Genomic DNA, 23,324 nt, shown 5'->3' on the forward strand with positions numbered 1-23,324 from the left:
TGGGAAATATAATCTTCACTTTCATAATACCTGGAAATATCCGGTGGAATAGGAGAGGTCCTGTATATCCCTTTTGTTTCCGTTTCTATAATTTCAAAAATTTCCTGCGAAAGAAAATGATCTTTGATTTTCATTTTTTGTATTCAGTTTAATACAGAATCCGGAGCTTATCAGAGCCCCGGATTTCAGCTTATTTTAATTTTGACAGGCCGGATGTTTCACGTGAAACATAAGCCATTTTAACGCCCTAAATAGACCAATAAAACATTAATATCAGCTGGCGAAACACCACTGATCCTGCCTGCCTGTGCAATCGTTTTAGGTTTCACCCGGGACATTTTCTGTTTCGCTTCTGATGAAAGGCTTGATATTTTCATAAAATCAAAATCTTCAGGGATTTTAATATTTTCAAGCCGGTTTAATTTGGCTACATTTTCTTTTTCCTTCTCAATATACCCTTTGTATTTGATATTGATTTCTGCCTGCTCTTTCACTTCACTATCGTAATGAGAAACTTTTTCACGGATGGCTTCAATTCCTTCCAGTTTTTCTAATGTCATATTCGGGCGGGTCAGGATCTGGGCTGCTCTGAAGGCCTGATCAACCGGGCTGCTTTCGATGGTCTCCAGGATCGGATTTATTATTCCGGGTTTTAAAGAAGTTTCTTTCAGGAAAGATTCGAGTTCTTCACTGGCTTTAACTTTTTCCTGTACTTTTCTCAGACGCTCTTCTCTGGCCAGCCCTAACTGGAATGATTTTTCCGTAAGCCGTATATCTGCATTATCCTGTCGCAGCAGCAATCTGTATTCGGCTCTGGAAGTGAACATCCGGTAAGGTTCCTCAGTGCCCTTTGTAATGAGGTCGTCAATCAGTACTCCGATATAAGCTTCATCACGGTTCAGGATAAATTCATCCTTTTCATGTACTTTATTGTGTGCATTGATTCCTGCCATCAATCCTTGTCCTGCTGCTTCTTCGTATCCTGTAGTCCCGTTGATCTGGCCTGCAAAATATAAATTTTCCACCAATTTCGTTTCCAGGGTATGCTTGAGCTGGGTAGGAGGGAAGTAATCATATTCAATGGCATAACCCGGACGGAATACTTTTACATTTTCAAATCCCGGAATGTGTTTCATTGCTTTGATCTGAACATCTTCCGGTAAAGAAGAACTGAATCCGTTGACATAGATTTCTACCGTTCTCCATCCTTCAGGTTCTACGAAAAGCTGATGCCTGTTTCTTTCTGCAAACCGGTTAATTTTATCTTCAATGCTCGGGCAATATCTTGGGCCGAGGCTCTGGATGGTTCCATTGAACATCGGGCTCCTGTCAAATCCTTCCCTTAAAATATCGTGTACGGTTTCATTGGTATAGACGATATGGCAACTCAACTGTCTGGTTAATTTCGGAGTGTCCAGATAACTGAATTTCTGAGGTTGGTCGTCTCCTTTCTGTTCTTCCATTTTGGAATAATCCAGGCTCCGTCCATCTACGCGGGGTGGGGTACCGGTCTTCATTCTTCCGGCTTCAAAACCCAGAGAGACGAGTTGTTCCGTAATTCCGAAAGCGCGTGGCTCGCCCATTCTTCCGCCGCCCAGCTGTTTGTCGCCGACGTGGATGAGCCCGTTCAGGAAAGTACCGTTGGTGAGAACCACTGAACGCCCTTTTATTTCTATTCCCAGCGAGCTGATAACACCTGTCACTTTATTGTTTTCTACAATCAGCTGTTTTACCATATCCTGAAAGAAATCAAGATTAGGTGTATTTTCCAGGGCCAGCCTCCATTCTTCTGCAAAGAGCATCCGGTCGTTTTGTGTTCTTGGCGACCACATGGCAGGACCTTTTGAAAGGTTCAGCATTTTGAACTGGATAGCCGATTTATCCGCTACGATACCGGAATATCCTCCGAGCGCATCAATTTCACGTACAATCTGCCCTTTCGCAATTCCTCCCATAGCAGGATTGCAGCTCATCTGTCCAATGGTCTGCATATTCATTGTAATCAAAAGGGTTTTTGAACCCAGGTTGGCGGCTGCGGCGGCTGCTTCACAACCGGCATGGCCTGCGCCGACTACGATGACGTCATATATTTCTGAAATCATTTTATTGCTTGTTTTAAGCCTTAAATTTTAAGTTTTTATGTAAATGTTTCACGTGAAACATTATTTAAAAATACAGGTTTAAATCGCCTGTATTGCGGTCTGTTTAACCGGCATTCCATCAGATCCAAGTGTCATTTCTTTAAAGATTGCACTTTGGGTTTTTTTATTGCTGATACCTGGCTAAATAAAAATCTTCTTTCTCCCGCATTTCTTTCTCTTCCGCTTCGGTTTTGTCTTTGTATCCTGAAAGGTGGAGAATACCATGAGCCAGCACTCTTCTGAGTTCTTCTTCATATTCCCGGGATAGAGTAGAGGCGTTATCGGAAATGCGCTGCAAAGATACAAAAATCTCTCCGCTTATGGTCCTGCCTTTTACATAGTCGAAAGTTATAATGTCTGTATAGTAATCATGTTGTAAATAATCCTGGTTAACTTTCAGCAGATATTCGTCATCACAAAAGATATAACTTATTTCGCCCGGCTTTTTTCCTTCCGAAAGAATAATATCTTCCAGCCATGCCTTGTAATCTATAGCTACCGATTCCGGCAGATTTTCGTAAAAAAAATGTATCATGATAAATTTAAAACCAGTGTCCTAGAATAACACTGAATATGCCTTTTTGGTTGTTTTTAAGTGAGTGGCTGAAATTGATTTTAATCTGTCCGAATGGAGATTTATATCCTGCCGTAATCCCGAGTGAACTGTAGTTCAGCTTTACAGCATCCTCAAAACTCAGATCATCCGATAAATTAGCGAATGAAAAATTTCCGCTGATGAAGTAATTTTTGTTGAATTTGAACTGCAGGTCATTGGAGATGAGAATCACATTATTGGTACTGAGCTGTCCGAAATAAAACCCTGAAAAGCTTTTGAGATTAACCATATTCTGTTCAAATATCCCTCCGAGCCTGTATTGGTAAAAAGAGGGAAGATCTTCTCCAATGGTAATTCCTCCATACAGATTAAGCCGGTAGGCAAACTGTTTCGCAATAGGGAAATTAATCCTGATATCCGCCTTTACCTGAACCAGTCTTTTTTCAACTTCCGATTTCATCAGGTCGATTACCTTACCTTCTGCATTGATGTAAATCCCGCGGGTAGGGAAGTCTTTATCGTCCTGGGTATCACTTTTCAGGAACACATACGGATTGAGGAAGCGGTTATAAATTTTATTTCCGCCAATAGGTTCCGATTCAAAATAGTCATGGCTCATTCCTCCGCCTACTGCAAATTTGTCTCTCCAGATAGATTGTATATACGCCTCATTTCTCAGCCATGTCCATTTTTCTGTATCGTCGTTGTTTACATTTCTCAGCGTAAAGCTCATTCCGGAGGAATAAAGCCCGAATCCGGGAATATATCCGTTATCGACAAAATAATTCAGGTAATATCTCGGTTTATCACCTACGATCACATCCAGTGAAAGATTGGAATTTCTGAAAAGCAATCTCTTGGCAGAATAATTGAGCAGAAGCCCTGTTTTGAATATTTCATCGTAATGCAGGCCGAATTTCAGAAAATGCCTTGAGTCGTCTTCCGTTACATAGAGCTTGAGATAATTCGTATTATTTTCCGTAACAATATCATAGTTGATGAATTTATAATTATTTGTAGCAACAAGCTTGTCTATTTTTTTATTAATGCTTCCGTAGGTTTGCAGGGAAGGAAGCCTCAATGCCATTTTACCGAGAACATAATTTTCCCCGTAAATCCTTCCGCCGTCAATTGAAACACTGTCTATTTTATATACATTGGAATAAATAGGGTTGACATGCTGCCGGAGGCGGTCAAAAGGCCGTTTAGGAAGTTCATTCAGGATCTTCAGGTATTTTAGTCCTTCCGTATAGCCGCTGTCGAGTATTTTTTTCTTTTCATCATAACTGGTAGCGGTCATTCCTTTCAGATCGGGCTTGATATTGATGTCTGTGTATTTATATTGACGCCGGGTGTCTTTTTTAATCCCGAAATCGATTACCTGATTCAGGATAGAGATAATGCTGTTCAGATCCTCCCGCTTGGAAAGGTCCTGATTAAGATCAACGCCGATGACGATATCAATCCCTTTATCCTTTAATGGTTTTGAAGGATAATTAACTGACATGGCACCGTCGATATAAATACTGTCCCCGATTTTTATGGGATCCATCAGAGAAGGGAAAGCAGAACTTGCCATGATGGACTGTACCAGATCTCCCTTCTCAAAAATTTCCATATTCCCGCTTTCCAGATTGGTTGCAACGCACATGAATGGAATGGGAAGCTTTGAAAAATCATTGATATTAGAAACGTTTTTAAAAAGTTCTTTCAGAAGATATACATTTTTCTGGCCGGTACTGATGGAAGAGGGAAGGGTAATTTTTCCGTTTTTAAGCGGAATGGAAAGCAGGTATTTGTCTACGGATTTATTAAAGAAAGTGGTTTCCTGCCGTGTGGTTTTAGGATCTGTAATCAGAGAATAAAAATCGGTATCCATCACGATCTTCTCAATTTCCTTTCCGGAGTATCCTGACGCATATAGTCCGCCAACAATAGCGCCCATGCTGGTACCGGCAATATAGTCTATTTTTACGCCCAGTGAATCCAGTACTTTAAGAACTCCGACATGGGAAAAACCTTTTGCTCCGCCACCGGCCAGGGAAAGTCCGATCCTGGGATTCGGAGGGATCTTAAGGTCTTTTTTTACCTGCGCAGGAATCAGGATGACTAGAATCACAAACAGAAGGAACAGAAATTTTCTCATGGCTTAATCTTTTATGTAGATCCTTTTCACACGGGGTGAAATGGAAGTTAATACTTCATAGGTAATGGTACCGCAGTATCCTGCAAATTCTTTTAATGCAGGAAAGGCATTGAAAAGTGTAACGGGATCGCCTTCTTTGGCATCAGGAATATGGTCTACGTTTACCATCATCATATCCATACAGATGCTTCCTACGATGGGTGCCAGAGTTTTATGGATTCCGACATTTCCCACCTGGTTTCCGATCAGTCTCGGAATACCGTCTGCATAGCCGACCGGAATAGTGGCAATTCTCATCCGTTGGTCTGCTTTAAACCGCCTGCTGTAGCCGACGGATTCCCCGGCTTCTATGGCAGAAATCTGTGAAATGACCGTTTTAAAACTTACCACCGGACGCAATTGTCTCTGTATTCCGGAAGCAGGAGATTCTCCCAGCATACCGATTCCGATTCGTACCATATCATACTGATGGGCGGTATAATTGGTAATTCCCGAAGAATTAAGAATATGCCGCAGGGGAGTATAGCCCAGTTTCTTGATCAGACTGGATGAATTGTTCTCAAATGTCGTCAGCTGGGCTGCTGTAAATTCTTTCTCATCCGGCAGATCCGAAGAGGAAAGATGACTGAAGATGCTCTGGACTTTAAGATTCTTATTTCTCAAGGTGTCTGCCAAATGATCCAGCTCTCCGGTTTTGAAGCCCAGCCGGTGCATTCCTGTTTCCAGTTTGATATGGATAGGGTATTTCTGGTCATATCCTGATCTCTGAAGCGCTTCATTAAACAGTTCCAGCACTCTGAAGCTGTAAATTTCGGGCTCCAGATTATAACGGATCACGGTATCATAACTGTGCTGCTCCGGATTCATTACGATGATGGGAACCGTAATCCCTTTTTTCCTGAGCTCTACGCCTTCATCTGCAAAGGCTACTCCAAGGTAATCGATGTGATGGTGCTGAAGAAATTCCGAAATCTCATAGCTTCCCAGACCATACGCATTCGCTTTTACCATGGCCATCATCCGGGTGGATGGTTTCAGCAATGATTTATGATAGGCGATATTATGCAGGATAGCATTCAGGTTAATTTCCAGTACCGTATCATGTTTCCGGAGTTCCAGAATATCTTTTAGCCGTTCAATTTCAAATTTCCGGGCCCCCTTTAAAAGGATAATCTGATTTTCAATTTCTGTAAGATACTTGCTGTCAATAAGTTCTTTAGTATCAATGAAAGTATGGGTTTCAGATTTAAATAAATCACTGTATTTTGATATATTATAGCCGATCAGGAATACGGAATCGAAATGTTGTTCGTTCACCAGGTCGGCAACTTCCTCATACAGATGCTGCAGATCAGAACTTACCTCAATCATATCGGTCAGAACAAGGGACTTTTTTTCCTTATTGTATTCATTCAGAAACTGCAGGGCAGTCTTCAGGGAATCCAGATCGAGATTAAACGAGTCATTGATAATAATGTTGTTCCGGATTCCTTCAATGGCTTCCAGGCGCATTTCCACTGCTTTCAGCGCATTGATTTTTTCTACGATCCTGTGGTTTTCGATCTTCAGTTCTTTTAATACGGTTACAAGAGCCAAGGCATTGGTTAAAGTAGCTTCGTCCCTCTGATGGACAGGAAAGGAGATTTCTTCCCCGAAATAGCATACTATAAGATCTTCATCTCTGGAAGACGGTTCTTTAAAATGTACTTCATTGTGTTGCTTGAGCCCGTATGAAATTAATTTTTTACCTGAATAAAGTGCTTTTAATTTATGATCAGTCAATACGTTATCTCCGTTGTAAATAATGACTCCGGATCTTTTGAAAAGTTTGATTTTTTCGTCGATCAGATGTTCTTCGGAATCAAAATTGGCGAGATGGGCGGTACCGATATGGGTAAGCAGTCCGATCTGAGGTTGAAACAGATGTTCCAGATGTTCCATTTCGCCGGGCCCGGAAATCCCGGCTTCAAAAATTCCAAGCTGATGGGCAGGATTGATCTGAAGCAGTGAAAGGGGAAGGCCGATCTGTGAATTGAAACTTTTCGGGCTTTTCACGGTCGGGAATTCGTTCCACAGACATTGGTAAAGCCACTCTTTCAATATGGTTTTTCCATTGCTTCCCGTAATACCGATTGATTGCAGATGCGAATTTCTGAAATGATATCCCGCCAGTTGTTGCAGGAAGGTTACTGTATTTTCTACAATAATCCAGGTAACTCCTTTGAAACGTGGGTCGTAATGTTCTGATATAATAATACTGATTCCCTTTTCTATGGCTGCTTCAATGAATTTTTCACCGGAATTTTTATGGGTATTGATGGCTATAAAAGCCGTATTACGGGTAGAATAAATAATTCTGCTGTCAAAAGCAATATTCCTGATGAGTAGTCCTGCATCTCCGATAATTTCTGCACTGGTAATTTCTGCTATCTGATGGATGGTATAATTCATTGGTCCCTTTCTGCTAATCTGTTACTTTACATGGATGCAGCGGCAGTATTTCAGAACAGGCCAAGTCTCTGCCTCTGCAAAACCGGCTCTGTTCAACCGGACAATGTTAATTCGGTCTAAGTTACTTAATTTTCTTTCTGGAAAGTACTTCATCTATAAAAACCCTGCGGCTTACCGCTTCGTAGCTTTCCGTCTCTCCCAGCTCCACCAAATCATTTCCCTGGGAAATTCTCATCGAATAGTTGGCCAGGTTTCCTGTCCTTTTGCAGATGGCGTGCACTTTGGTCACGTATTCCGCCATGGCCATCAGATAAGGCATCGGTCCAAAAGGGCGGCCCAGGAAATCCATGTCGAGTCCGGCAATGACTACCCGTATTCCGCTGTTTGCCAGTTGGTTGGCTATATCAATGATTCCTTCATCAAAAAACTGGGCTTCATCAATTCCTACAACATCACAGTTGGAAGCAAGCAGAAGAATCTCACTGGGATTGTCTACCGGGGTACTCCGGATTTTATTCTGGTTATGGGAAATGACATCCTCTTCAGAATAGCGCGTATCCAGTCTTGGCTTATAGATTTCTACCTGCTGGCCTGCCATTTCCGCTCTTCTCAGCCTGCGGATGAGTTCCTCCGTTTTGCCGGAAAACATGGAGCCGCAGATAACTTCCATCCAGCCGCTTTGTTTGGAATGATTAATTGTATTTTCTAAAAACATTTGTTAAATTAGCCGTATATTTTTAAGATCAAAAGTACGCAATTTTAATAAGATTCTTCCTATGCAGAATATCCAAGATTTAAAGGAGAAAATTTTTTCCGAATCCAAGAATATCATTGGTATTCTGGACAGAATAAGCAGTGTAGAGGAACTGTTGGGCAGGGTAGAGCTTATCGATGAGCTTGCCGAAAGAATTTCATTTCTGCGCCTTCTGGAGAAGAATCTTCAGCATTCCGGAGACGTAAGCCCTTCCTATGCTGCCGGAAGTACGCAGCGTATTTCCGGAGAAGAAATCATGGAAGAAGAAGCGGTCTTTAATAATGAACTGAACGGAATTGATGCGCAGGGAAATGATCTTTCCGTAAATCAGCCTGAGGAAGAAGCCATTTTTAACAACCAGCTGCATGAGATTGTAGAAGAAAAGTTTCACGAAGCGCTGGTGAGCAGTGCAGAAGAAAACGCAGAAATAAAAATACCGGAGCCGGATGAGACGGCCTCTTATTCCGGGCCAATACAAGAAGATTCCGGAAGTGAAGAAAATTACCGGAATGAAGATACCGGACATGATACCAGCCCTTTAAGGCCATCCGGCTACAGTGCTGCTACCGAAGAAGAAGTCCTGTTCAATAAGCAGCTGAATGAGATCAATGAATTTGAAAATGAGATTTCCGATCCCGGTGCGACAGACCGTTTCAGCAATTTTGACGAAGAAGAAAGGATTCAGGAGCGGTATGAAGCAGGAATGATAGCAGATCATCAGTCACCTGAAAAAAACCGGCTTGCTCCGGCTATTTTCGGAGACGGGCCTTTAGAAGATCCGGTAAGTGAAAAAGAAGAAAATGAAACCCGTTCCCTGTCTTCGCGGGCGCTGGAAATGGGAGAATTCGCTACGGATACTTCCAGTACAGACCTTCTGGTTCATACAATGGAACATGAATCGGCAACAGAGGAAAAGGAAGCATCCGTTCTTGCCGAAATCAATGACAGAAGAAAGATAACGGATATTGAAAAACAGGTTCCGGATCATGGAAATGATAGTCCTGCTTCGGACAGGGATTTTGAAATCCGGGAATCCGGGAATCCGGAAAGGAAGATAAGACTTTCCGGTATCAGAGGATTGAAATCCGTACAGTCTTTTTTTGATGACCACCATTTTGAAACGAAACAGACTGAAGAGATACAGAGCCCTGTTCAGGATGCCGGAAGCCTGCTGAAAAGCAATGTCCCGACCGGATTTATGGAGGCGGAAAAGAAAAAACCGGAATTCCGGCTGGACCTCAATGACAAAATTGCCTTTTCAAAGATGCTGTTCGGAGGAGACCAGGCTGAACTGAATGCGGTAGTGGATAAACTCAATACTTTCAGGAACATTGAGGAGGCAAAAGAATACCTGAGCGATCTCTATTATTCCCACAAATGGAATAAAGTGGATGAATATGCCCAGCGGCTCTGGGTATTGGTAGAAAACAAATTTTTATAAATCATATTTTGAGCGGAATTCTCTATTTTGTTCCCACCCCGATCGGGAACCTTGAAGACATGACCTTCAGAGCCATTAAGGTACTGAAGGAAGCGGACTATATTTTATGTGAGGATACAAGGACATCGGGTATTCTTCTGAAGCATTTTGAGATTTCAAAACCGCTGAAATCCTATCATCTTCATAACGAACACCAGGCGACGGAAAAAGTGATTGCCGACCTCAAAAGCGGACAGACCGTTGCCATCATCACTGATGCCGGAACTCCCGGTATCTCGGATCCCGGATACCTGCTGGCTAAAGCAGGATCAGATCATGGGATCGAAATGATCTGCCTGCCCGGAGCAACAGCTTTTGTACCTTCCCTTGTGGTTTCCGGCCTTCCGAACAATGAATTTCTTTTTGCCGGCTTCCTGCCGCAGAAAAAAGGCCGCCAGACCAAACTCAAGCAGCTTGCCGAAGAGAAAAGGACAATTGTCCTGTATGAAAGCCCGCATAAGATCAATACAACCCTGGAACAGATCAGGGAGTTTTTCGGGGAAGGAACCAGGGCCAGCCTCAGCCGTGAAATCTCCAAGAAATTTGAGGAGACCAAACGCGGGACCATTACGGAACTTATTGAATTTTCCAAAAGCAAAACGCTGAAAGGAGAAATTGTCCTCATCGTCAATAATTCCATCTGATTGCATCTTGCATTCCCTACACCTGCCGGCCTTATCTTAAAAGATGTGATCCGGCGATCACCCGGGATGTCTGAAGCATTTAAAAAATAAAGCCTGAAACCATAGGATGTAATTCCGGGATGAACTGTATTCACCTGTATAATTTGAGTATAGATCATTAATTTAACACAGAATGAGCAGGAGAACTTCTTTCCGGGCTGACTTTCCAGTCGTTGCCATGACAAAAAACAGCAACAAAATGTTACTAATAGGATGATTTAAAATGTATTGAATAACATTTTGTAATATCTTTGCGCACCGTTTTATTTCGGTGCGGTTTAAATGCTGTATATTAGCCCGGTTTTCACAAAACCGGGAGGTCATAAAGAAAATAATTGTCATACATATGAAACTATTAGAAGGAAAAGTAGCGCTAATTACGGGAGCTACAAGAGGAATCGGTAAAAGAATTGCTGAAATGTACGCCGACCAGGGTGCAAAAATAGCATTCACCTATGCCGGCTCTGTAGATAAAGCGAAAGAATTGGAAGCCACTTTAAGTTCTGTAACTCAAATTAAAGGGTATCAGTCTGATGCATCGGATTTTGATGCGGCACAGAAGTTAGTTGATGAAGTGATTGCCGAGTTCGGGCAGATCGATATTGTGGTAAACAATGCCGGAATCACCAAAGACAACCTGCTGCTGAGAATGACGAAAGAAGATTGGGACAAAGTAATGAGAATCAACCTGGATTCTGTATTTAATCTTACCAAAGCGGTAATCAAGCCGATGATGAAGGCAAAGTCAGGTTCTATTATTAATATGACTTCCGTGGTGGGGATCAGCGGAAATGCAGGCCAGGCCAATTATGCTGCTTCCAAGGCCGGAGTAATCGGGTTTACCAAGTCTGTTGCTCTTGAACTGGGCTCAAGAAACATCCGTTGTAATGCCATTGCACCGGGCTTTATCGAAACGGAAATGACTGCTGCCCTGGATGAAAAAGCTACCCAGAAATGGGCTGATGCCATCCCGATGAAAAAACTGGGGAAAACCACCGACGTAGCCAACGCATGCATCTTTCTAGGCAGCGATATGTCTTCTTATATTAACGGACAGACCCTGAATGTCGACGGAGGCTTATTAACATAAATAATACAATAAAAAAACCGGTAGAAAAGTAAGCTCTTCTGCCGGTTCTATCATATATCGGTCTGGTATGCATTGAAAATGTTTCCAGACCGATATTTATTTATTAGTCCATACAGGCAGGAACTGTAATCGAAGGAACTGGTAGAGTACAGGATGAAGATGAAGTATTCTGACCGGCTGTCAGTAAGGTTTCATTTTAGTCATCTGTACCGGAGGTTCATCCGTTGAATACCTGGTTTTCCTGTTCCTGTACCCGGATAAAAGTAGTTCGCTTAGACAGTTCTTTCAAAGTGGAAGCCCCCACATAGGTACAGGTAGAGCGTACGCCCCCCAGAATATCCCTTACCGTTTCCGCAACCGGGCCTTTGTAGGGTACTTTTACGGTTTTGCCTTCCGAAGCCCTGTATTCGGCGACACCGCCGGCATGCTTATCCATAGCGATCTTTGAGCTCATTCCATAAAACATTCTGAATTTTTTCCCGTTTTCTTCTATGATTTCCCCGCCGCTTTCATCATGTCCGGCGAACATTCCGCCGAGCATCACGAAATCGGCACCGCCTCCGAAAGCCTTGGCCACATCACCGGGAACTTTGCATCCGCCGTCTGCAATGATATGGCCTCCCAATCCATGCGCGGCATCCGCACATTCGATAATGGCTGAAAGCTGGGGATAGCCTACGCCGGTTTTCACACGTGTGGTGCATACGGATCCTGGCCCGATGCCTACTTTGATGATGTCGGCACCCACCAGCAGCAGCTCTTCTACCATTTCACCGGTCACCACATTCCCGGCGATGATGATTTTATCCGGAAAATCAGCCCGTGCCTGCTTTACAAAGTCCACGAAATGTTCCGAATAACCATTCGCTACATCAATGCAGAGAAATGCGATTTCCGGATGTTTTTCCAGAATAACCTTTATCTTTTCGCGGTCTGCATTTCCGGTTCCGGTGCTCAGTGCAATATACTGGTGGATTTCTTCCGGCTGCGATTCCAGGAAGGCGGTCCACTCTTCAGGAGTATAATGCTTATGTATGGCAGTAATGATTTTATCCTTAGCCAGTTCGGCAGCCATTTCAAATGTTCCCACCGTATCCATATTGGCGGCGATAACCGGTGTGCCCTTCCATTTCTTTCCTGTATGCCGGAAGGTGAATTCCCTTTCCAGATCTACCTCAGACCGCGATTTCAGTGTTGAACGTTTCGGACGGAACATTACATCCTTAAATCCCAGTTTGATATCATATTCTATTCTCATAATTCGGAAATATATAACTTAAAATTAAGAAAAAGATCTCACGGAAGACACAGTGAAATGAATTTTATGGATTATTTAAGAGGAGCCCTGCGAAATACGGGCGGGAAAAATATGATGCATTTGTCCGGAGATTGCCTGAAAATCGATATTTTTGAACTTATGGATTTCCCGGTCACCTTTCACCTTTTCGGAAAAAGCATACTTGCCCATCCTGTCTTTGAAACGGCAGGAATATTCCTCGGGATGCGGTATTATTTTTATCTGAAAAGAAAGTCCCATGAAAAAGTCTCCTTTAACGTTTCGGCCGCCGTGCTGATCGGAGCCACGGCAGGAGCCCTTTTCGGATCAAAATTAATTGGAAACCTGGAAAATCCGCATGCTTTTTTCAGTCATTTTGATTTTAAGAAATTCTGGACGAATAATACCATCGTGGGCGGTCTTGCTTTCGGGCTGATCGGAGTGGAGATTGCCAAAAAGAGCGTCGGGCATAAGAAAAGCACCGGTGACCTTATGGTCTATCCGCTGATGCTGGCCATGATCATCGGAAGAATCGGCTGTTTCCTTACCGGAATCCATGAACAGACTTATGGAATTCCTACCCATTCCATATTCGGGATGTATCTGGGAGACCAGTACCGGAGACATCCGGTAGCCTTGTATGAAATTGCCTTCCTGGTCGTGCTCTGGATTGTATCGAGAACAGTTCAGCAAAGAAAATCATTGCCTCCGGGTTTCCTTTTCCAGCTGTTTATGCTGAATTATTTTACTTTCAGGTTCCTGCTGGATTTCATCAAGCCGAGAGTAGAAATTGCCGGAAACCTGGGAACCATACAGCTTGTCTGCCTGTGTGTTATTTTTTATTACCTTTATCTCATAAAAAAAAGAATAGGATTAAAATACAGTAAGATATGAAAACACTGACCTTACTGGAAGTCGGAGGCCTGGAAGGCTTTGTCTTCTTTATTATTCTGATCATTTTGGGGGTCGCTTCATTTGTTTCCCTTATCATTACCGTTTTCGTCAAGCTTATTTATGAAAGCGGAGGCAAGCGAAAGTTTTCGAATAAACAATTCTGGCAGACCATGCTGATCTCACTGCTGATCTGCGGGTTGATCAGCGGAGCGTTATGCGGAGGAATGTAAAAAATAAATTATGCCGGTAAGAAATTATACCTATTACGATTATACCATCAGCCTCTGTCCGGAATGCCTGAAAAGGGTAGGTGCCAAAATCATCATTGAGGAAGAAGCGGTCTTTATGACCAAAAGATGCCCGGATCATGGTTTTTTTAAAACCAAGATTGCTTCTGATGTCCATTACTACAAAAACATCAGAAACTATAACAAAGCTTCTGAAATGCCGCATCATTTCGGAACGGAAGTGGAATATGGCTGTCCTTACGACTGCGGTCTCTGCGTAGACCATGAACAGCACAGCTGCCTGTCAATTGTAGAGGTAACAGACCGTTGTAACCTGACCTGCCCGACCTGTTACGCCATGTCTTCCCCGCATTACGGGAGCCACCGCAGCCTGGAAGAAATAGAGGCCATGTTTGATGTTATCGTAAAAAATGAAGGTGAGCCGGATGTCGTACAGATCAGCGGAGGCGAGCCCACGATTCATCCGGAGTTCTTCAGGATCATGGATATAGCCAAATCGAAACCGATCAAACACCTGATGCTGAATACCAACGGTGTACGGATTGCCAATGATCCCGGTTTTGCCGAAAGACTTGCATCCTATGCACCGGAATTTGAGGTTTATCTTCAGTTTGATTCCTTCAAGCCGGAAGTTCTGCAGGATTTCAGGGGAAAGGATCTTACTGATGTCCGGATGAAAGCGCTGGAGAAACTCAACGCCCTGAATCTTTCAACGACATTGGTTATCGTGCTTCAGAAGGATAAGAACATCGACGAAATCGGAAAGATCATTGATTTTGCCCTGAAGCAGAGATGTGTCCGGGGAATTACTTTCCAGCCGGTGGAAATTGCCGGACGGAACCGGGAAGATTCTGCCCATGAAAAGATTACCCTTACGGAAGTACGACAGGAAATCCTGAACCAGTTCCCGCTGCTGAATTCCGATGACCTCATCCCGGTCCCCTGTAACCCGGATGCCCTGGTCATGGGCTACATCCTGAAGCTGGAAGGGGAAACCATTCCTTTAACACGATACATCAATCCTGCTGACCTGCTGAATAATGAAACGAGAAATACCATTGTGTATGAGCAGGATACCGGCCTGCAGATGCAGCTGCTGGATATTTTCAGTACGGGCATTTCAGTAGATAAAGTACAGCCTAAGGTCAATCAGTTATTATGCTGTCTCCCTGAAGTTTCCGCTCCCGATCTGGATTATGACAACCTCTTCAGGATCATCATCATGAACTTTATGGATGCCCATGATTTCGATGTCCGTGCCGTGAAGAAATCCTGTGTGCATATCGTCAATAAAGACCTGAAGATGATTCCTTTTGAAACGATGAACCTCTTTTACCGGGATGATAAAAGCAAGTACCTGGAAGAATTGAGAAGGGAGGACAAAGTCCTGTTCTGATCCATTACACTTTATCACAGGTAATGGCATGGGAAGCTGAAGCATTACGGAAATTAAAAATCAATCCGTTAAAAAATTCCTGCTGTTTGAAGCCCGGAGAGACACCGATAAAATAATGGATTTGCGTAGGTTACGGGAACTTCAGGATTTGAGCTTTCAGGTGTAAAATGAAAAAGAGGCAGAAATTTCTGCCTCTTTTATCTTATTTAATCAAATTTCATTACTTCATTCAGCGTATTCATGTACTCATAGGCTGTAAGGTCAAACTTTACCGGTACAATGGAGATATATCCGTTGGCCAGAGCCGTTTCGTCGGCATCTTCGGACTCATCCATGTTGTTGAAATAACCGGTCAGCCAGTAATATTTTTTACCGTGCGGATTTACCCTTTCATCAAAGCTTTCTTCCCATTTGGCATGGGCCTGTTTGCAGACTTTTACGCCTTTGATCTCTTCTTTTGCAAGCTTCGGAATGTTTACATTGAGAACAATACCCTTCGGCATCGGGTTTTCCAGTGTTCTTTTTACAATGTTCTGAATGTATTCTTTGGCCTGGGTAAAATCGGCTTCCCAGCTGAAATCCAGGAGTGAAAACCCGATGGCCGGAAGATTTTCCACGCCTGCTTCTACCGCAGCCGACATCGTCCCGGAATAAATGACATTAATGGAAGAATTTGCTCCGTGATTGATCCCGGAAACCACGATATCCGGTCTTCTCGGCAATATTTTATCGAGGGCCATCTTCACACAGTCTACCGGTGTTCCGCTGCAGGAAAAATCGGTTTGCGGGCCGTCCAGCTGTACTTCTTCATAGCTTAGCGTAGAATTGATGGTAATAGCATGGCCTTTACCGCTTTGCGGGGAATTGGGTGCCACCACCACAACTTCCCCGATTTCGTTCATAAAACTGACAAGATTTCTGATACCAGGTGCTGTAATTCCGTCGTCATTCGTTACCAGAATAAGGGGTCTTTCCATAGATGTATTTTAATTTTAACAAATATACTATTAAAAGCTTTTCTTTAAAAACCTTTGTATTTAAATATTATCTGAACTTTTTAATATTTTTTACTCATTTTTGCAGCAAACTAATTGAGATGATTTCCATGAGAATATTTTTATATGTTACCGGTATTTTGGTATTACTGCTGGTACCGTTCTTTGTTAAAACCCATACCGTGAATAAAATGGTAATCGGTTTTTTGCTGGGATTTGTGGCCATAACCTTCCTGATCAATATTGAATTCTTTTCACCGCCTCCCGCTCAAACTTACAAGGAAGACGCGCTGATCTATGTTGTGAATTGGGTAGCCTATGGAATATTCGGCCTGATCTGCCTGTTGTATCTTCTGATAAAAGCGGGAAGCCGGAAAGAATATTTTTTCTTTTTCCCTGCCATAGCTACCTGCGTTGTCTTTACTCTTACCTCTTTCTACGGAGTAAAGTATTCATCCATCATAACAGGGAACATTCTGCTGGTATTTTTACCGGTTTATATCCATATTTATTATCTGAAGTACAAAGCAAGAAAACTTCAGCCATAGCTTTCTAATTTTATCATTTCTTCTTCTTACCGTTGATTTTAACAGTAAGAATTGATTGAAATCATCATTCTGATAAAATGTCTTAAAAGTAATTGATATTTGTAAATAAGGTATTAAATTTGATAGTTTGTAACGATATAAAAAAAGTGACTACTTATTACATACTTTTTTAAAATTAATAAAAATACAGTACAGATTTATGTGGAAAAATTTTAAGTTGAATAAATTTTTACTCCTCATTCCATTAACAAGCCTCATGTTTTGTTTCAACTCGCCAAAAAATGATGACGAAAAGATGCAGACGATAATGGTGAGCGTCAAAAATACACTTTCATATTTGCATTACAGCCCGAAACCGATCAACGATGCCTATTCAAAGGATGTGTACAAGCATTATTTTGAGCTGGTGGATCCGGGAAAAAGATACTTCGTACAGTCGGATATGAATGAATTCGGCAAGCACGAAACCAAGCTGGACGATTACATCAATCAGGGAGACCTTACCTTTTATAAGCTTACCATTGACAGATTGTACCAGCGGGTAGACGAGATTGATAAAATCACACAGGATATTTTCAGCAAGCCGATCAACCTTGAAGAAGATGAAACCCTGATCCTCGAGCCGAAATCGAAAAAAGTTCCGGCCAATAAACAGGAACAGTACAATGAATGGAAGAAGTTCATCAAGTACAATATCCTTCAGGAAATTGAATCGATGAACAGCAAGGAAGAAGCCCAGAAAGAGAAAAAAGACTCTGTTCAGAAATACAACCTGAAAGACACCATCAAATACCAGCCGCTTGCCCCGGACCAGAAGCTGAAAAAAGCAACGGATGAGGTAAAAGACCTTGTCAAAGAGACCTTTACAAGGTTCAAGAAAAGAAAGAAAATGGATTGGTTTACCGTGTACATGAACGCGTATACAGAAGTTTTCGATCCGCACACCAACTATTATTCGCCTAAGGACAAAGAGGATTTTGATACTAATTTTACCGGTAAGGTAATTGGTATCGGTGCGATCATCCAGGAGAAAAAAGGGAATCTCTACCTGGGAGCCTTAACGATCGGAGCTCCTGCATGGAAGTCGAAGCAGCTTTCGGAAGGTGATAAAATCCTGAAGGTAAAATCCAAGCCGAAAGAAGATGCGGTAAATGTGGTAGGCATGCTTTCTGATGAAGCAGTAAGGCTGATCAGAGGTGAAAAAGGAACTCCTGTTACCCTGACCGTACAGAAAAAAGACGGAACCATCAAGGATGTGACCATGATCCGTGAAGAGGTGGCTATTGAAGATACTTTCGCAAGAAGCATCGTGGTAAATTCACCAAATGGGAAAAAATACGGATTTATTAACCTTCCGAGCTTTAATGCTGATTTTGAGAATCCGAACGGCAGAAATGCTTCGGATGACATCAAAAATGAAATCATCAAGCTGAAAGGTCAGAATATTGAAGGGATCGTACTGGACCTGAGAAATAATGGCGGAGGATCGCTGACGGAAGTAGGGGATATCATGGGACTGTTTATGCAGGCAGGACCCTATGTTCAGGTAAAAGACGGAAACGGGAAAATACAGACGTTAAAAAATAAAAACGAAACCCCGGTATGGACAGGCCCGCTGGTAATCATGCAGAATGAATTGTCTGCCTCGGCATCGGAAATCCTGGCCGGAGTGATGCAGGATTACGGAAGGGCTATGATCATAGGTTCCCCGCAGTCTTTCGGGAAAGGTACGGTACAGACTTTCGTAGATCTTAACAGGTTCCTGAATACGGAAGATGATTTCGGATCCCTGAAACTGACCATCCAGAAATTCTACAGGATCACAGGAGAATCTACCCAGAGAAAAGGCATTGTCTCCGATATTCAGATGAAGGATTTCTTTACCTATGCGGAAATCGGTGAAAGGTATGACGAATTTGCACTGGCATGGGATAAAATTCCGGCTACCAAGTTCCAGCCGCTGAATTACTTCAATATAAAGGCACTGGAAGCCAAGAGCGCATCCAGGATGGCTAAAAACAGCAATTACCAGCTGTTGCTTGAATCGGCTCAATGGAGAGAAAAACTGGACAAAGAGGAAACCATTACCTTAAACATGAACAAATTCAATGAGATCATGAAAGAGAGGAAAGCCCAGATCGAAAGATTTAAAGTGCTGACGAAGTTTGACAACGGACTGAAATTCATGATGTATCCGGCCGAAATCGAAAGGGAGAAGAAAGATGAAGCATTCAAGAAAAAATCTGAAATGTGGATCAAGAACCTCCGGAAAGATACCTATCTGCAGGAGGCCATGAATATCATTGCCGATATGAGTGTAAAAGCATAACGATTGCTATAACCATAAAAAGAACCGCTGCCTATTTTTAGGCAGCGGTTTTTATGTTTGATGACGATCTGCTTTTATTCAGAAACTTCTACATCTGGATCATTACATACAACATAAGATACAGGAATAGCAGATAAAAGTGATGGATAAAATGATCAGATTCTGTCATAAAATAAAAATCACTAAACTGACTCGGCGATTTTCATTTTACAGTAAGTCAGTTAATTACTTAATCTCCACACATCCTACACGTCCTCCGGCATTTCCGGTGGGCTGGGTATGGAAATCATCGGCAGCGGCATGAATAATCAGGCCTTTCCCGATGATGTTTTTAGAAGGATCCGTGCATCCCAGGCACCATTTGTCGGTGGTAAAAGTCAATACGGCATTTCCATCCTGGCCGGCGGTAAGGTTTCCGATATCGCCCATATGGAAATGTTCGGCACCCCATTTTCCGTGATCGTCTTTGGCCGGGTTCCAGTGGCCTCCTGTTGAGGTTCCGTCGGCAGCTGAACAGTCACCTTTTTCATGAATGTGTACGGCGTGAATTCCAGGGGTAAGATTGGTGACATCAAGTTTCATGATGACCTCGTTTCCTTTTTGGGTAAATTTTGCCGTTCCTCCGGTTTGGGTATTGCTCTTGGACATCACCTGGTAGGTATTGGTGGTTCCGCAGGATACTGCAAACAGGGCACATCCGGCAAGTAACAGAAGACTTTTGCTTTTCATAGATCAATAATTAAGTGATTATGTGCTAATTTAAAAAAGATTTTCCGGAAAGTTTTCATCACGGCAACGGTTTTTTACAATCTGCAACAAAAGACAAGCATTTTCCTGGAAATCCTGATATTTTTGCAGAAAATACCATTTTGGAAGAATATAAAAAGAGAATTGTAAAAGCGATCCGGTATATTGATGATCATCTGGACGAAGAACTGTCCCTGGAGCAGGTTTCGGAGGTGGCTGCGTATTCCCCTTTCCATTTTCACAGGATCTTCCGGCTGATGACCGGCGAAACGCTACAGCAGTATATCATCCGGAGAAGACTTGAGAAAAGTGCTTTCTACCTTGCCCTGCGGAAAGAGTTCAGTCTCAAAGATATTTATCTCCAGTCCGGTTTTTCCAGCCATTCAGCCTTCAGCAAAACCTTTAAAAACTATTATGGCATCTCACCATCAGGGTTCAGGAAATCGGTTCCCGAAAGCTTTCACCGGATCATTCAGGAACAGAGCAAGAATGGACAAGTCAGCACGGTTTTCAGCGATTACCTTTGCCATATCGAAAATCTTTTAAACTGGACCGATATGAATATAACCATTACCGTCACCGAACTTCCCGAAATGCATCTGGCAGCCGTGATGAGCCTGGGAATCGCCAACGTGGAAACCTCTTATGGCACCCTGATTGACTGGGCAAAAGAAAAAGCCCTGTTTCCTGACGATCATGTAAAAATGATCTCTGTTTATCACGACAGCTTTAAAGTGACACCCCCTGATAAAGTAAGGATTCATGCCTGTATGCTTTTGAAAGACCGGCTGGAAAAGCAGGAAGGTGAAGTTTTTCCGGAAGCCCTTGATGCCGGGAAATACATAGTCGGCAGCGGGGAAGTTACGCTGAACGATTTTGAACAGTGCTGGGTATCACTGTTCATCTGGATGAATGAGAACGGATATGCCATGCGTAAAGCCTTTCCTTTTGAGATCTACCATACCAATTTCAAAGAACATCCCGAAGGCAAAATGACGGTTGATTTCTGCATTCCGGTCAGTTAAGCGGACAGGATTTCCGGCACATTCAGTAAGAATATGATTCTGTACATCCATGAAATCTGCCTCTGGCTTCTTTATTTCTGAAGAAGCCATTTCATTATCTTTTTTCCCCTTAAATAACTACCGGACCCCGGATTCATGACCGGTTTGATATGCCTTCTTCAACAGGATGGAAAGAATATTCTCCCATCCTGAAAGACAGGCTGTCTCATACAATGTATCTTGACTGGGCAAAATAGCTCGGAATCTACGGTTCGGAATTCAAAATCTACGGTTCGGTGACAAAAATTGAGTATCCCTGAAATTTCAGCCTACTTTTGAACCGTAATAAAGAAACTATGACAACAAAATTACTCTTTTTCGTCTCATTTTTTTTGGTAACCCTAAGCTTTGCACAGATTAAGATCTCCGGGAGAGTGACCTATAAAAACAAAGGAATAGGAGCGGTAAATGTAACCCTGAAGGATACATATGACGGGGCAACCACGGGTACAGACGGGCATTTCTCTTTCGAGACTTCAGAAAAAGGAGATCATACCCTTGTCTTTACCCATCCGAAATATACAACAGTTGAAAAAAATATTCCTGCCGGAGATCAGGACCTGGTGGTTGATGCTGAAATGAAGGAGCAGGTTGGCGAAATTGATGCGGTCGTTATCTCCGCAGGATCTATCGAAGCCAGCGACAGGAAAAGGGCAACGGCAGCATTAACACCGATGGATATTTATACGACGGCAGGCTCTCAGGGACAGACCACCACCGGATATAAGTTCCTGCCGGGTGTCCAGAATGCCGGGGACAGTGAAGGCCTTTTTGTAAGAGGCGGCACAGGAGCCGAAACCAAGTTTTACATTGACGGAAACCTGGTCAACAACTATTTCAGCAGCTCGGTTCCGGGACTGGCAGGAAGGGAGCGTTTCAATACTTCCATTTTCAAGGGAAGCGTGTTTTCCAGCGGCGGATATTCCGCATTGTATGGCCAGGCGCTGTCATCGGTCCTGTTGCTGGAAAGCGTGGATATGCCGGACGAAACCTCTTATTCCTTCAGCCTTTTTCCTTTTTCCTTAGGTGGCGACTATCAGCACCTTAATGAAAAAAAGACATTCAGTTACGGCATCGATGCCAGCATTTCCGACTTAGGGCTGGTAACGAAGGTCCTGAATTTTGAAACGGATTTTATAAAAGCACCAAGAAATGTTTCAGTCAACGGGAATTTCCGGATCAAAACAAAGTCAGGCGGATTCCTGAAATACTACGGGAGCTTTGATACCAATTCGCTGACAGTTTCACAACCCAGCCTGGAGCAGAACTATGATGAACAGCAGCCTGCAGTCAACGGGAAAAACACCTTCCACAGCCTTACCTATAAAAAGAAAATGGGCCGTTACCTGATGAATCTGGGATCTTCTTTCAGCATCAATAAAAATGACCTGGAAATAGGCATTATCAATGCAGGAAACAGATTGGGAAATGTCAATATGAATACGGAAGGCCTGTATTGGAACAGCAGGGCGGTCTTCGAGAGAAAGATCGCTGCCGTAAGCAACATAAAAGCAGGGTTTGAACTTCTTTCCGAAAACGATAAGACGTCATTTTCCGTACTGGATGCGCCGCAGCAGGAAAATACGGTCCATAATTTTACCTCAGCCTTATTTGCAGAAACTAATCTGGCTTTCGGGCGCAATTTTTCTGCCAGCTTCGGAATAAGAACGGAAAACTCCGGTGTTCTGAACCAGTGGAACCTGGCCCCAAGGTTTTCAGCCGCCTATCGTCTTTCGGAAAAATGGGTTACTTCACTGGCCTACGGGATTTTTTACCAGACTCCGGAAGCCAAATATCTGACCCAAAGCTTTAAGCAGGATTTCCAGAAGGCAACCCATTATATTTTCCAGATCCAGCGGAGTGAAGAGAACAGGACGCTGCGCATGGAAGCTTTTTATAAAAATTACAAAAATTTAGTAAAAACTTCAGCTTCAGGTTTCCGGAATATCGTCCTGCCAGGTTACGGAAACGGTTTTGCAAAAGGCGTTGAGGTATTGTGGAGAGATAAGAAAAGTATCAAAAATGTAGATTACTGGATATCATACTCTTATCTTGACAGTAAAAGGGAATTCCTGAATTATCCTACAGAATTATATCCGAGCTTTGCTGCAAAGCACAATATTTCCCTTGTGGCAAAGAAGTTCGTTACCCCATGGAAGACAGGTTTTAATTTTTCCTACACCTACACTTCCGGCCGGCCTTTTTACAATATCATAGCTCAGAACGGGGAGAATGTACTGAAATCGGAAGGCAAGGTGAAAGATTTCAATTCATTGAACTTCAGCCTCAATTATCTGCCGAACCTGGGAAAAAAGGATGCCAAAGCATTTACCATACTGGTAGCCGGTATCAATAACCTGCTGGGTAATAAAAATATCTACGGGTACCGGTTTTCTTCCAACGGCCAGATGAGTGCACCCGTTCTGCCGGCAGCCCAGACTTTTGTTTATATCGGTGCACTCATCAGTTTCGGGATCGACAAAACCCAGGAAGCCATAGACAACAATCTTTAATCAGAAAAAAATA

General features: G+C 42.8%; 18 protein-coding genes and 1 pseudogene. 10 read left to right on the top strand and 9 right to left on the bottom strand.

All coding sequences use genetic code 11. The features are described from left to right. The 6 genes and pseudogenes from QZ735_RS12645 to QZ735_RS12670 form a co-directional block, all read right to left on the bottom strand. Nucleotides 1-134 (bottom strand): annotated as a pseudogene (locus QZ735_RS12645) (methyltransferase type 11); the annotation flags it as partial. A gap of 105 nt (nucleotides 135-239) precedes the next feature. Continuing rightward, entirely contained in the window at nucleotides 240-2,102 is a 1,863-nt protein-coding gene (gene mnmG, locus QZ735_RS12650) for a tRNA uridine-5-carboxymethylaminomethyl(34) synthesis enzyme MnmG (protein ID WP_294249025.1), read from the bottom strand. Nucleotides 2,103-2,265: 163 nt separating this feature from the next. Then, nucleotides 2,266-2,676, bottom strand: coding sequence for an rRNA maturation RNase YbeY (gene ybeY / locus QZ735_RS12655; protein ID WP_294249028.1), 411 nt, complete (start codon nucleotides 2,674-2,676; stop codon nucleotides 2,266-2,268). Between the two features lie 7 nt (nucleotides 2,677-2,683). Beyond that, on the bottom strand, nucleotides 2,684-4,843 hold the full coding sequence (locus QZ735_RS12660; RefSeq protein ID WP_294249030.1) for a patatin-like phospholipase family protein: 2,160 nt from the start codon (nucleotides 4,841-4,843) through the stop codon (nucleotides 2,684-2,686). Nucleotides 4,844-4,846: 3 nt separating this feature from the next. Continuing rightward, nucleotides 4,847-7,294, bottom strand: coding sequence for a bifunctional UDP-N-acetylmuramoyl-tripeptide:D-alanyl-D-alanine ligase/alanine racemase (locus tag QZ735_RS12665; protein ID WP_294249032.1), 2,448 nt, complete (start codon nucleotides 7,292-7,294; stop codon nucleotides 4,847-4,849). Between the two features lie 121 nt (nucleotides 7,295-7,415). Then, entirely contained in the window at nucleotides 7,416-8,009 is a 594-nt protein-coding gene (locus tag QZ735_RS12670) for a thymidine kinase (RefSeq protein ID WP_294249036.1), read from the bottom strand. 61 nt (nucleotides 8,010-8,070) lie between these two features. On the opposite strand from QZ735_RS12670, the gene QZ735_RS12675 reads away from it, so the two are divergent. The 3 genes from QZ735_RS12675 (at nucleotide 8,071) to fabG (ending at nucleotide 11,301) form a co-directional block, all read left to right on the top strand. Then, the gene (locus QZ735_RS12675; RefSeq protein ID WP_294249038.1) at nucleotides 8,071-9,489 is read left to right on the top strand and encodes a hypothetical protein; all 1,419 of its coding nucleotides are present in this window, start codon (nucleotides 8,071-8,073) and stop codon (nucleotides 9,487-9,489) included. Nucleotides 9,490-9,497: 8 nt separating this feature from the next. Further along, nucleotides 9,498-10,172 (top strand): 16S rRNA (cytidine(1402)-2'-O)-methyltransferase, encoded by a 675-nt coding sequence (gene rsmI / locus QZ735_RS12680; protein WP_294249040.1) that lies wholly within the window; start codon nucleotides 9,498-9,500, stop codon nucleotides 10,170-10,172. Nucleotides 10,173-10,557: 385 nt separating this feature from the next. Beyond that, nucleotides 10,558-11,301: a 3-oxoacyl-[acyl-carrier-protein] reductase gene (fabG, locus tag QZ735_RS12685; RefSeq protein WP_294249042.1), complete on the top strand. Its 744-nt coding sequence runs from the start codon at nucleotides 10,558-10,560 to the stop codon at nucleotides 11,299-11,301. A 217-nt stretch (nucleotides 11,302-11,518) separates the two neighbouring features. Here fabG and QZ735_RS12690 read toward each other — a convergent pair whose 3' ends face one another. Beyond that, on the bottom strand, nucleotides 11,519-12,559 hold the full coding sequence (locus tag QZ735_RS12690) for a GMP reductase (RefSeq protein WP_294249044.1): 1,041 nt from the start codon (nucleotides 12,557-12,559) through the stop codon (nucleotides 11,519-11,521). A 66-nt stretch (nucleotides 12,560-12,625) separates the two neighbouring features. Between QZ735_RS12690 and QZ735_RS12695 the strand changes: the two genes are divergently transcribed. The 3 genes from QZ735_RS12695 to QZ735_RS12705 are packed head-to-tail and all read left to right on the top strand — an operon-like array spanning nucleotide 12,626 to nucleotide 15,115. Then, nucleotides 12,626-13,471, top strand: coding sequence for a prolipoprotein diacylglyceryl transferase (locus tag QZ735_RS12695; protein ID WP_294249046.1), 846 nt, complete (start codon nucleotides 12,626-12,628; stop codon nucleotides 13,469-13,471). After that, nucleotides 13,468-13,701, top strand: a complete 234-nt coding sequence (locus QZ735_RS12700) for a hypothetical protein (protein ID WP_294249048.1) — start codon at nucleotides 13,468-13,470, stop codon at nucleotides 13,699-13,701. Before QZ735_RS12695 ends, QZ735_RS12700 begins: the two co-directional genes overlap by 4 nt. Nucleotides 13,702-13,711: 10 nt before the next feature. Continuing rightward, on the top strand, nucleotides 13,712-15,115 hold the full coding sequence (locus QZ735_RS12705; protein WP_294249050.1) for a radical SAM protein: 1,404 nt from the start codon (nucleotides 13,712-13,714) through the stop codon (nucleotides 15,113-15,115). A gap of 206 nt (nucleotides 15,116-15,321) precedes the next feature. On the opposite strand, the gene surE is transcribed toward QZ735_RS12705, so the two are convergent. Next, nucleotides 15,322-16,092, bottom strand: coding sequence for a 5'/3'-nucleotidase SurE (gene surE, locus QZ735_RS12710; protein ID WP_294249052.1), 771 nt, complete (start codon nucleotides 16,090-16,092; stop codon nucleotides 15,322-15,324). A gap of 128 nt (nucleotides 16,093-16,220) precedes the next feature. Between surE and QZ735_RS12715 the strand changes: the two genes are divergently transcribed. Further along, on the top strand, nucleotides 16,221-16,658 hold the full coding sequence (locus tag QZ735_RS12715) for a hypothetical protein (protein WP_294249054.1): 438 nt from the start codon (nucleotides 16,221-16,223) through the stop codon (nucleotides 16,656-16,658). A gap of 199 nt (nucleotides 16,659-16,857) precedes the next feature. Further along, entirely contained in the window at nucleotides 16,858-18,987 is a 2,130-nt protein-coding gene (locus tag QZ735_RS12720) for a carboxy terminal-processing peptidase (RefSeq protein WP_294249056.1), read from the top strand. Between the two features lie 225 nt (nucleotides 18,988-19,212). Here the strand turns inward: QZ735_RS12720 and QZ735_RS12725 are convergent, their stop codons facing one another. Continuing rightward, nucleotides 19,213-19,716, bottom strand: coding sequence for a superoxide dismutase family protein (locus tag QZ735_RS12725; RefSeq protein ID WP_294249058.1), 504 nt, complete (start codon nucleotides 19,714-19,716; stop codon nucleotides 19,213-19,215). A gap of 140 nt (nucleotides 19,717-19,856) precedes the next feature. Here QZ735_RS12725 and QZ735_RS12730 point away from each other — a divergent pair, with 140 nt between their 5' ends. Together QZ735_RS12730 and QZ735_RS12735 are read left to right on the top strand one after the other, a co-directional pair. After that, nucleotides 19,857-20,759 carry a GyrI-like domain-containing protein gene (locus tag QZ735_RS12730; RefSeq protein ID WP_294249059.1) on the top strand — a complete coding sequence of 301 codons (903 nt, stop codon included), beginning with the start codon at nucleotides 19,857-19,859 and terminating at the stop codon, nucleotides 20,757-20,759. 335 nt (nucleotides 20,760-21,094) lie between these two features. After that, the gene (locus QZ735_RS12735) at nucleotides 21,095-23,311 is read left to right on the top strand and encodes a carboxypeptidase-like regulatory domain-containing protein (RefSeq protein WP_294249061.1); all 2,217 of its coding nucleotides are present in this window, start codon (nucleotides 21,095-21,097) and stop codon (nucleotides 23,309-23,311) included. Nucleotides 23,312-23,324 lie beyond the last annotated feature (13 nt).

It is taken from the genome of uncultured Chryseobacterium sp., assembly GCF_913776365.1.
Taxonomy (GTDB): Bacteria; Bacteroidota; Bacteroidia; order Flavobacteriales; family Weeksellaceae; genus Chryseobacterium.

Coding starts and splice junctions, on each gene's coding strand:
- fabG (WP_294249042.1), top strand. CDS start 10,558: ATGAAACTATTAGAAGGAAAAGTAGCGCTAATTACGGGAGCTACAAGA.
- mnmG (WP_294249025.1), bottom strand. CDS start 2,102: ATGATTTCAGAAATATATGACGTCATCGTAGTCGGCGCAGGCCATGCC.
- QZ735_RS12695 (WP_294249046.1), top strand. CDS start 12,626: ATGGATTATTTAAGAGGAGCCCTGCGAAATACGGGCGGGAAAAATATG.
- QZ735_RS12700 (WP_294249048.1), top strand. CDS start 13,468: ATGAAAACACTGACCTTACTGGAAGTCGGAGGCCTGGAAGGCTTTGTC.
- QZ735_RS12725 (WP_294249058.1), bottom strand. CDS start 19,716: ATGAAAAGCAAAAGTCTTCTGTTACTTGCCGGATGTGCCCTGTTTGCA.
- surE (WP_294249052.1), bottom strand. CDS start 16,092: ATGGAAAGACCCCTTATTCTGGTAACGAATGACGACGGAATTACAGCA.
- QZ735_RS12660 (WP_294249030.1), bottom strand. CDS start 4,843: ATGAGAAAATTTCTGTTCCTTCTGTTTGTGATTCTAGTCATCCTGATT.
- QZ735_RS12665 (WP_294249032.1), bottom strand. CDS start 7,294: ATGAATTATACCATCCATCAGATAGCAGAAATTACCAGTGCAGAAATT.
- QZ735_RS12690 (WP_294249044.1), bottom strand. CDS start 12,559: ATGAGAATAGAATATGATATCAAACTGGGATTTAAGGATGTAATGTTC.
- QZ735_RS12670 (WP_294249036.1), bottom strand. CDS start 8,009: ATGTTTTTAGAAAATACAATTAATCATTCCAAACAAAGCGGCTGGATG.
- QZ735_RS12735 (WP_294249061.1), top strand. CDS start 21,095: ATGACAACAAAATTACTCTTTTTCGTCTCATTTTTTTTGGTAACCCTA.
- QZ735_RS12675 (WP_294249038.1), top strand. CDS start 8,071: ATGCAGAATATCCAAGATTTAAAGGAGAAAATTTTTTCCGAATCCAAG.
- QZ735_RS12720 (WP_294249056.1), top strand. CDS start 16,858: ATGTGGAAAAATTTTAAGTTGAATAAATTTTTACTCCTCATTCCATTA.
- ybeY (WP_294249028.1), bottom strand. CDS start 2,676: ATGATACATTTTTTTTACGAAAATCTGCCGGAATCGGTAGCTATAGAT.
- QZ735_RS12715 (WP_294249054.1), top strand. CDS start 16,221: ATGAGAATATTTTTATATGTTACCGGTATTTTGGTATTACTGCTGGTA.
- QZ735_RS12705 (WP_294249050.1), top strand. CDS start 13,712: ATGCCGGTAAGAAATTATACCTATTACGATTATACCATCAGCCTCTGT.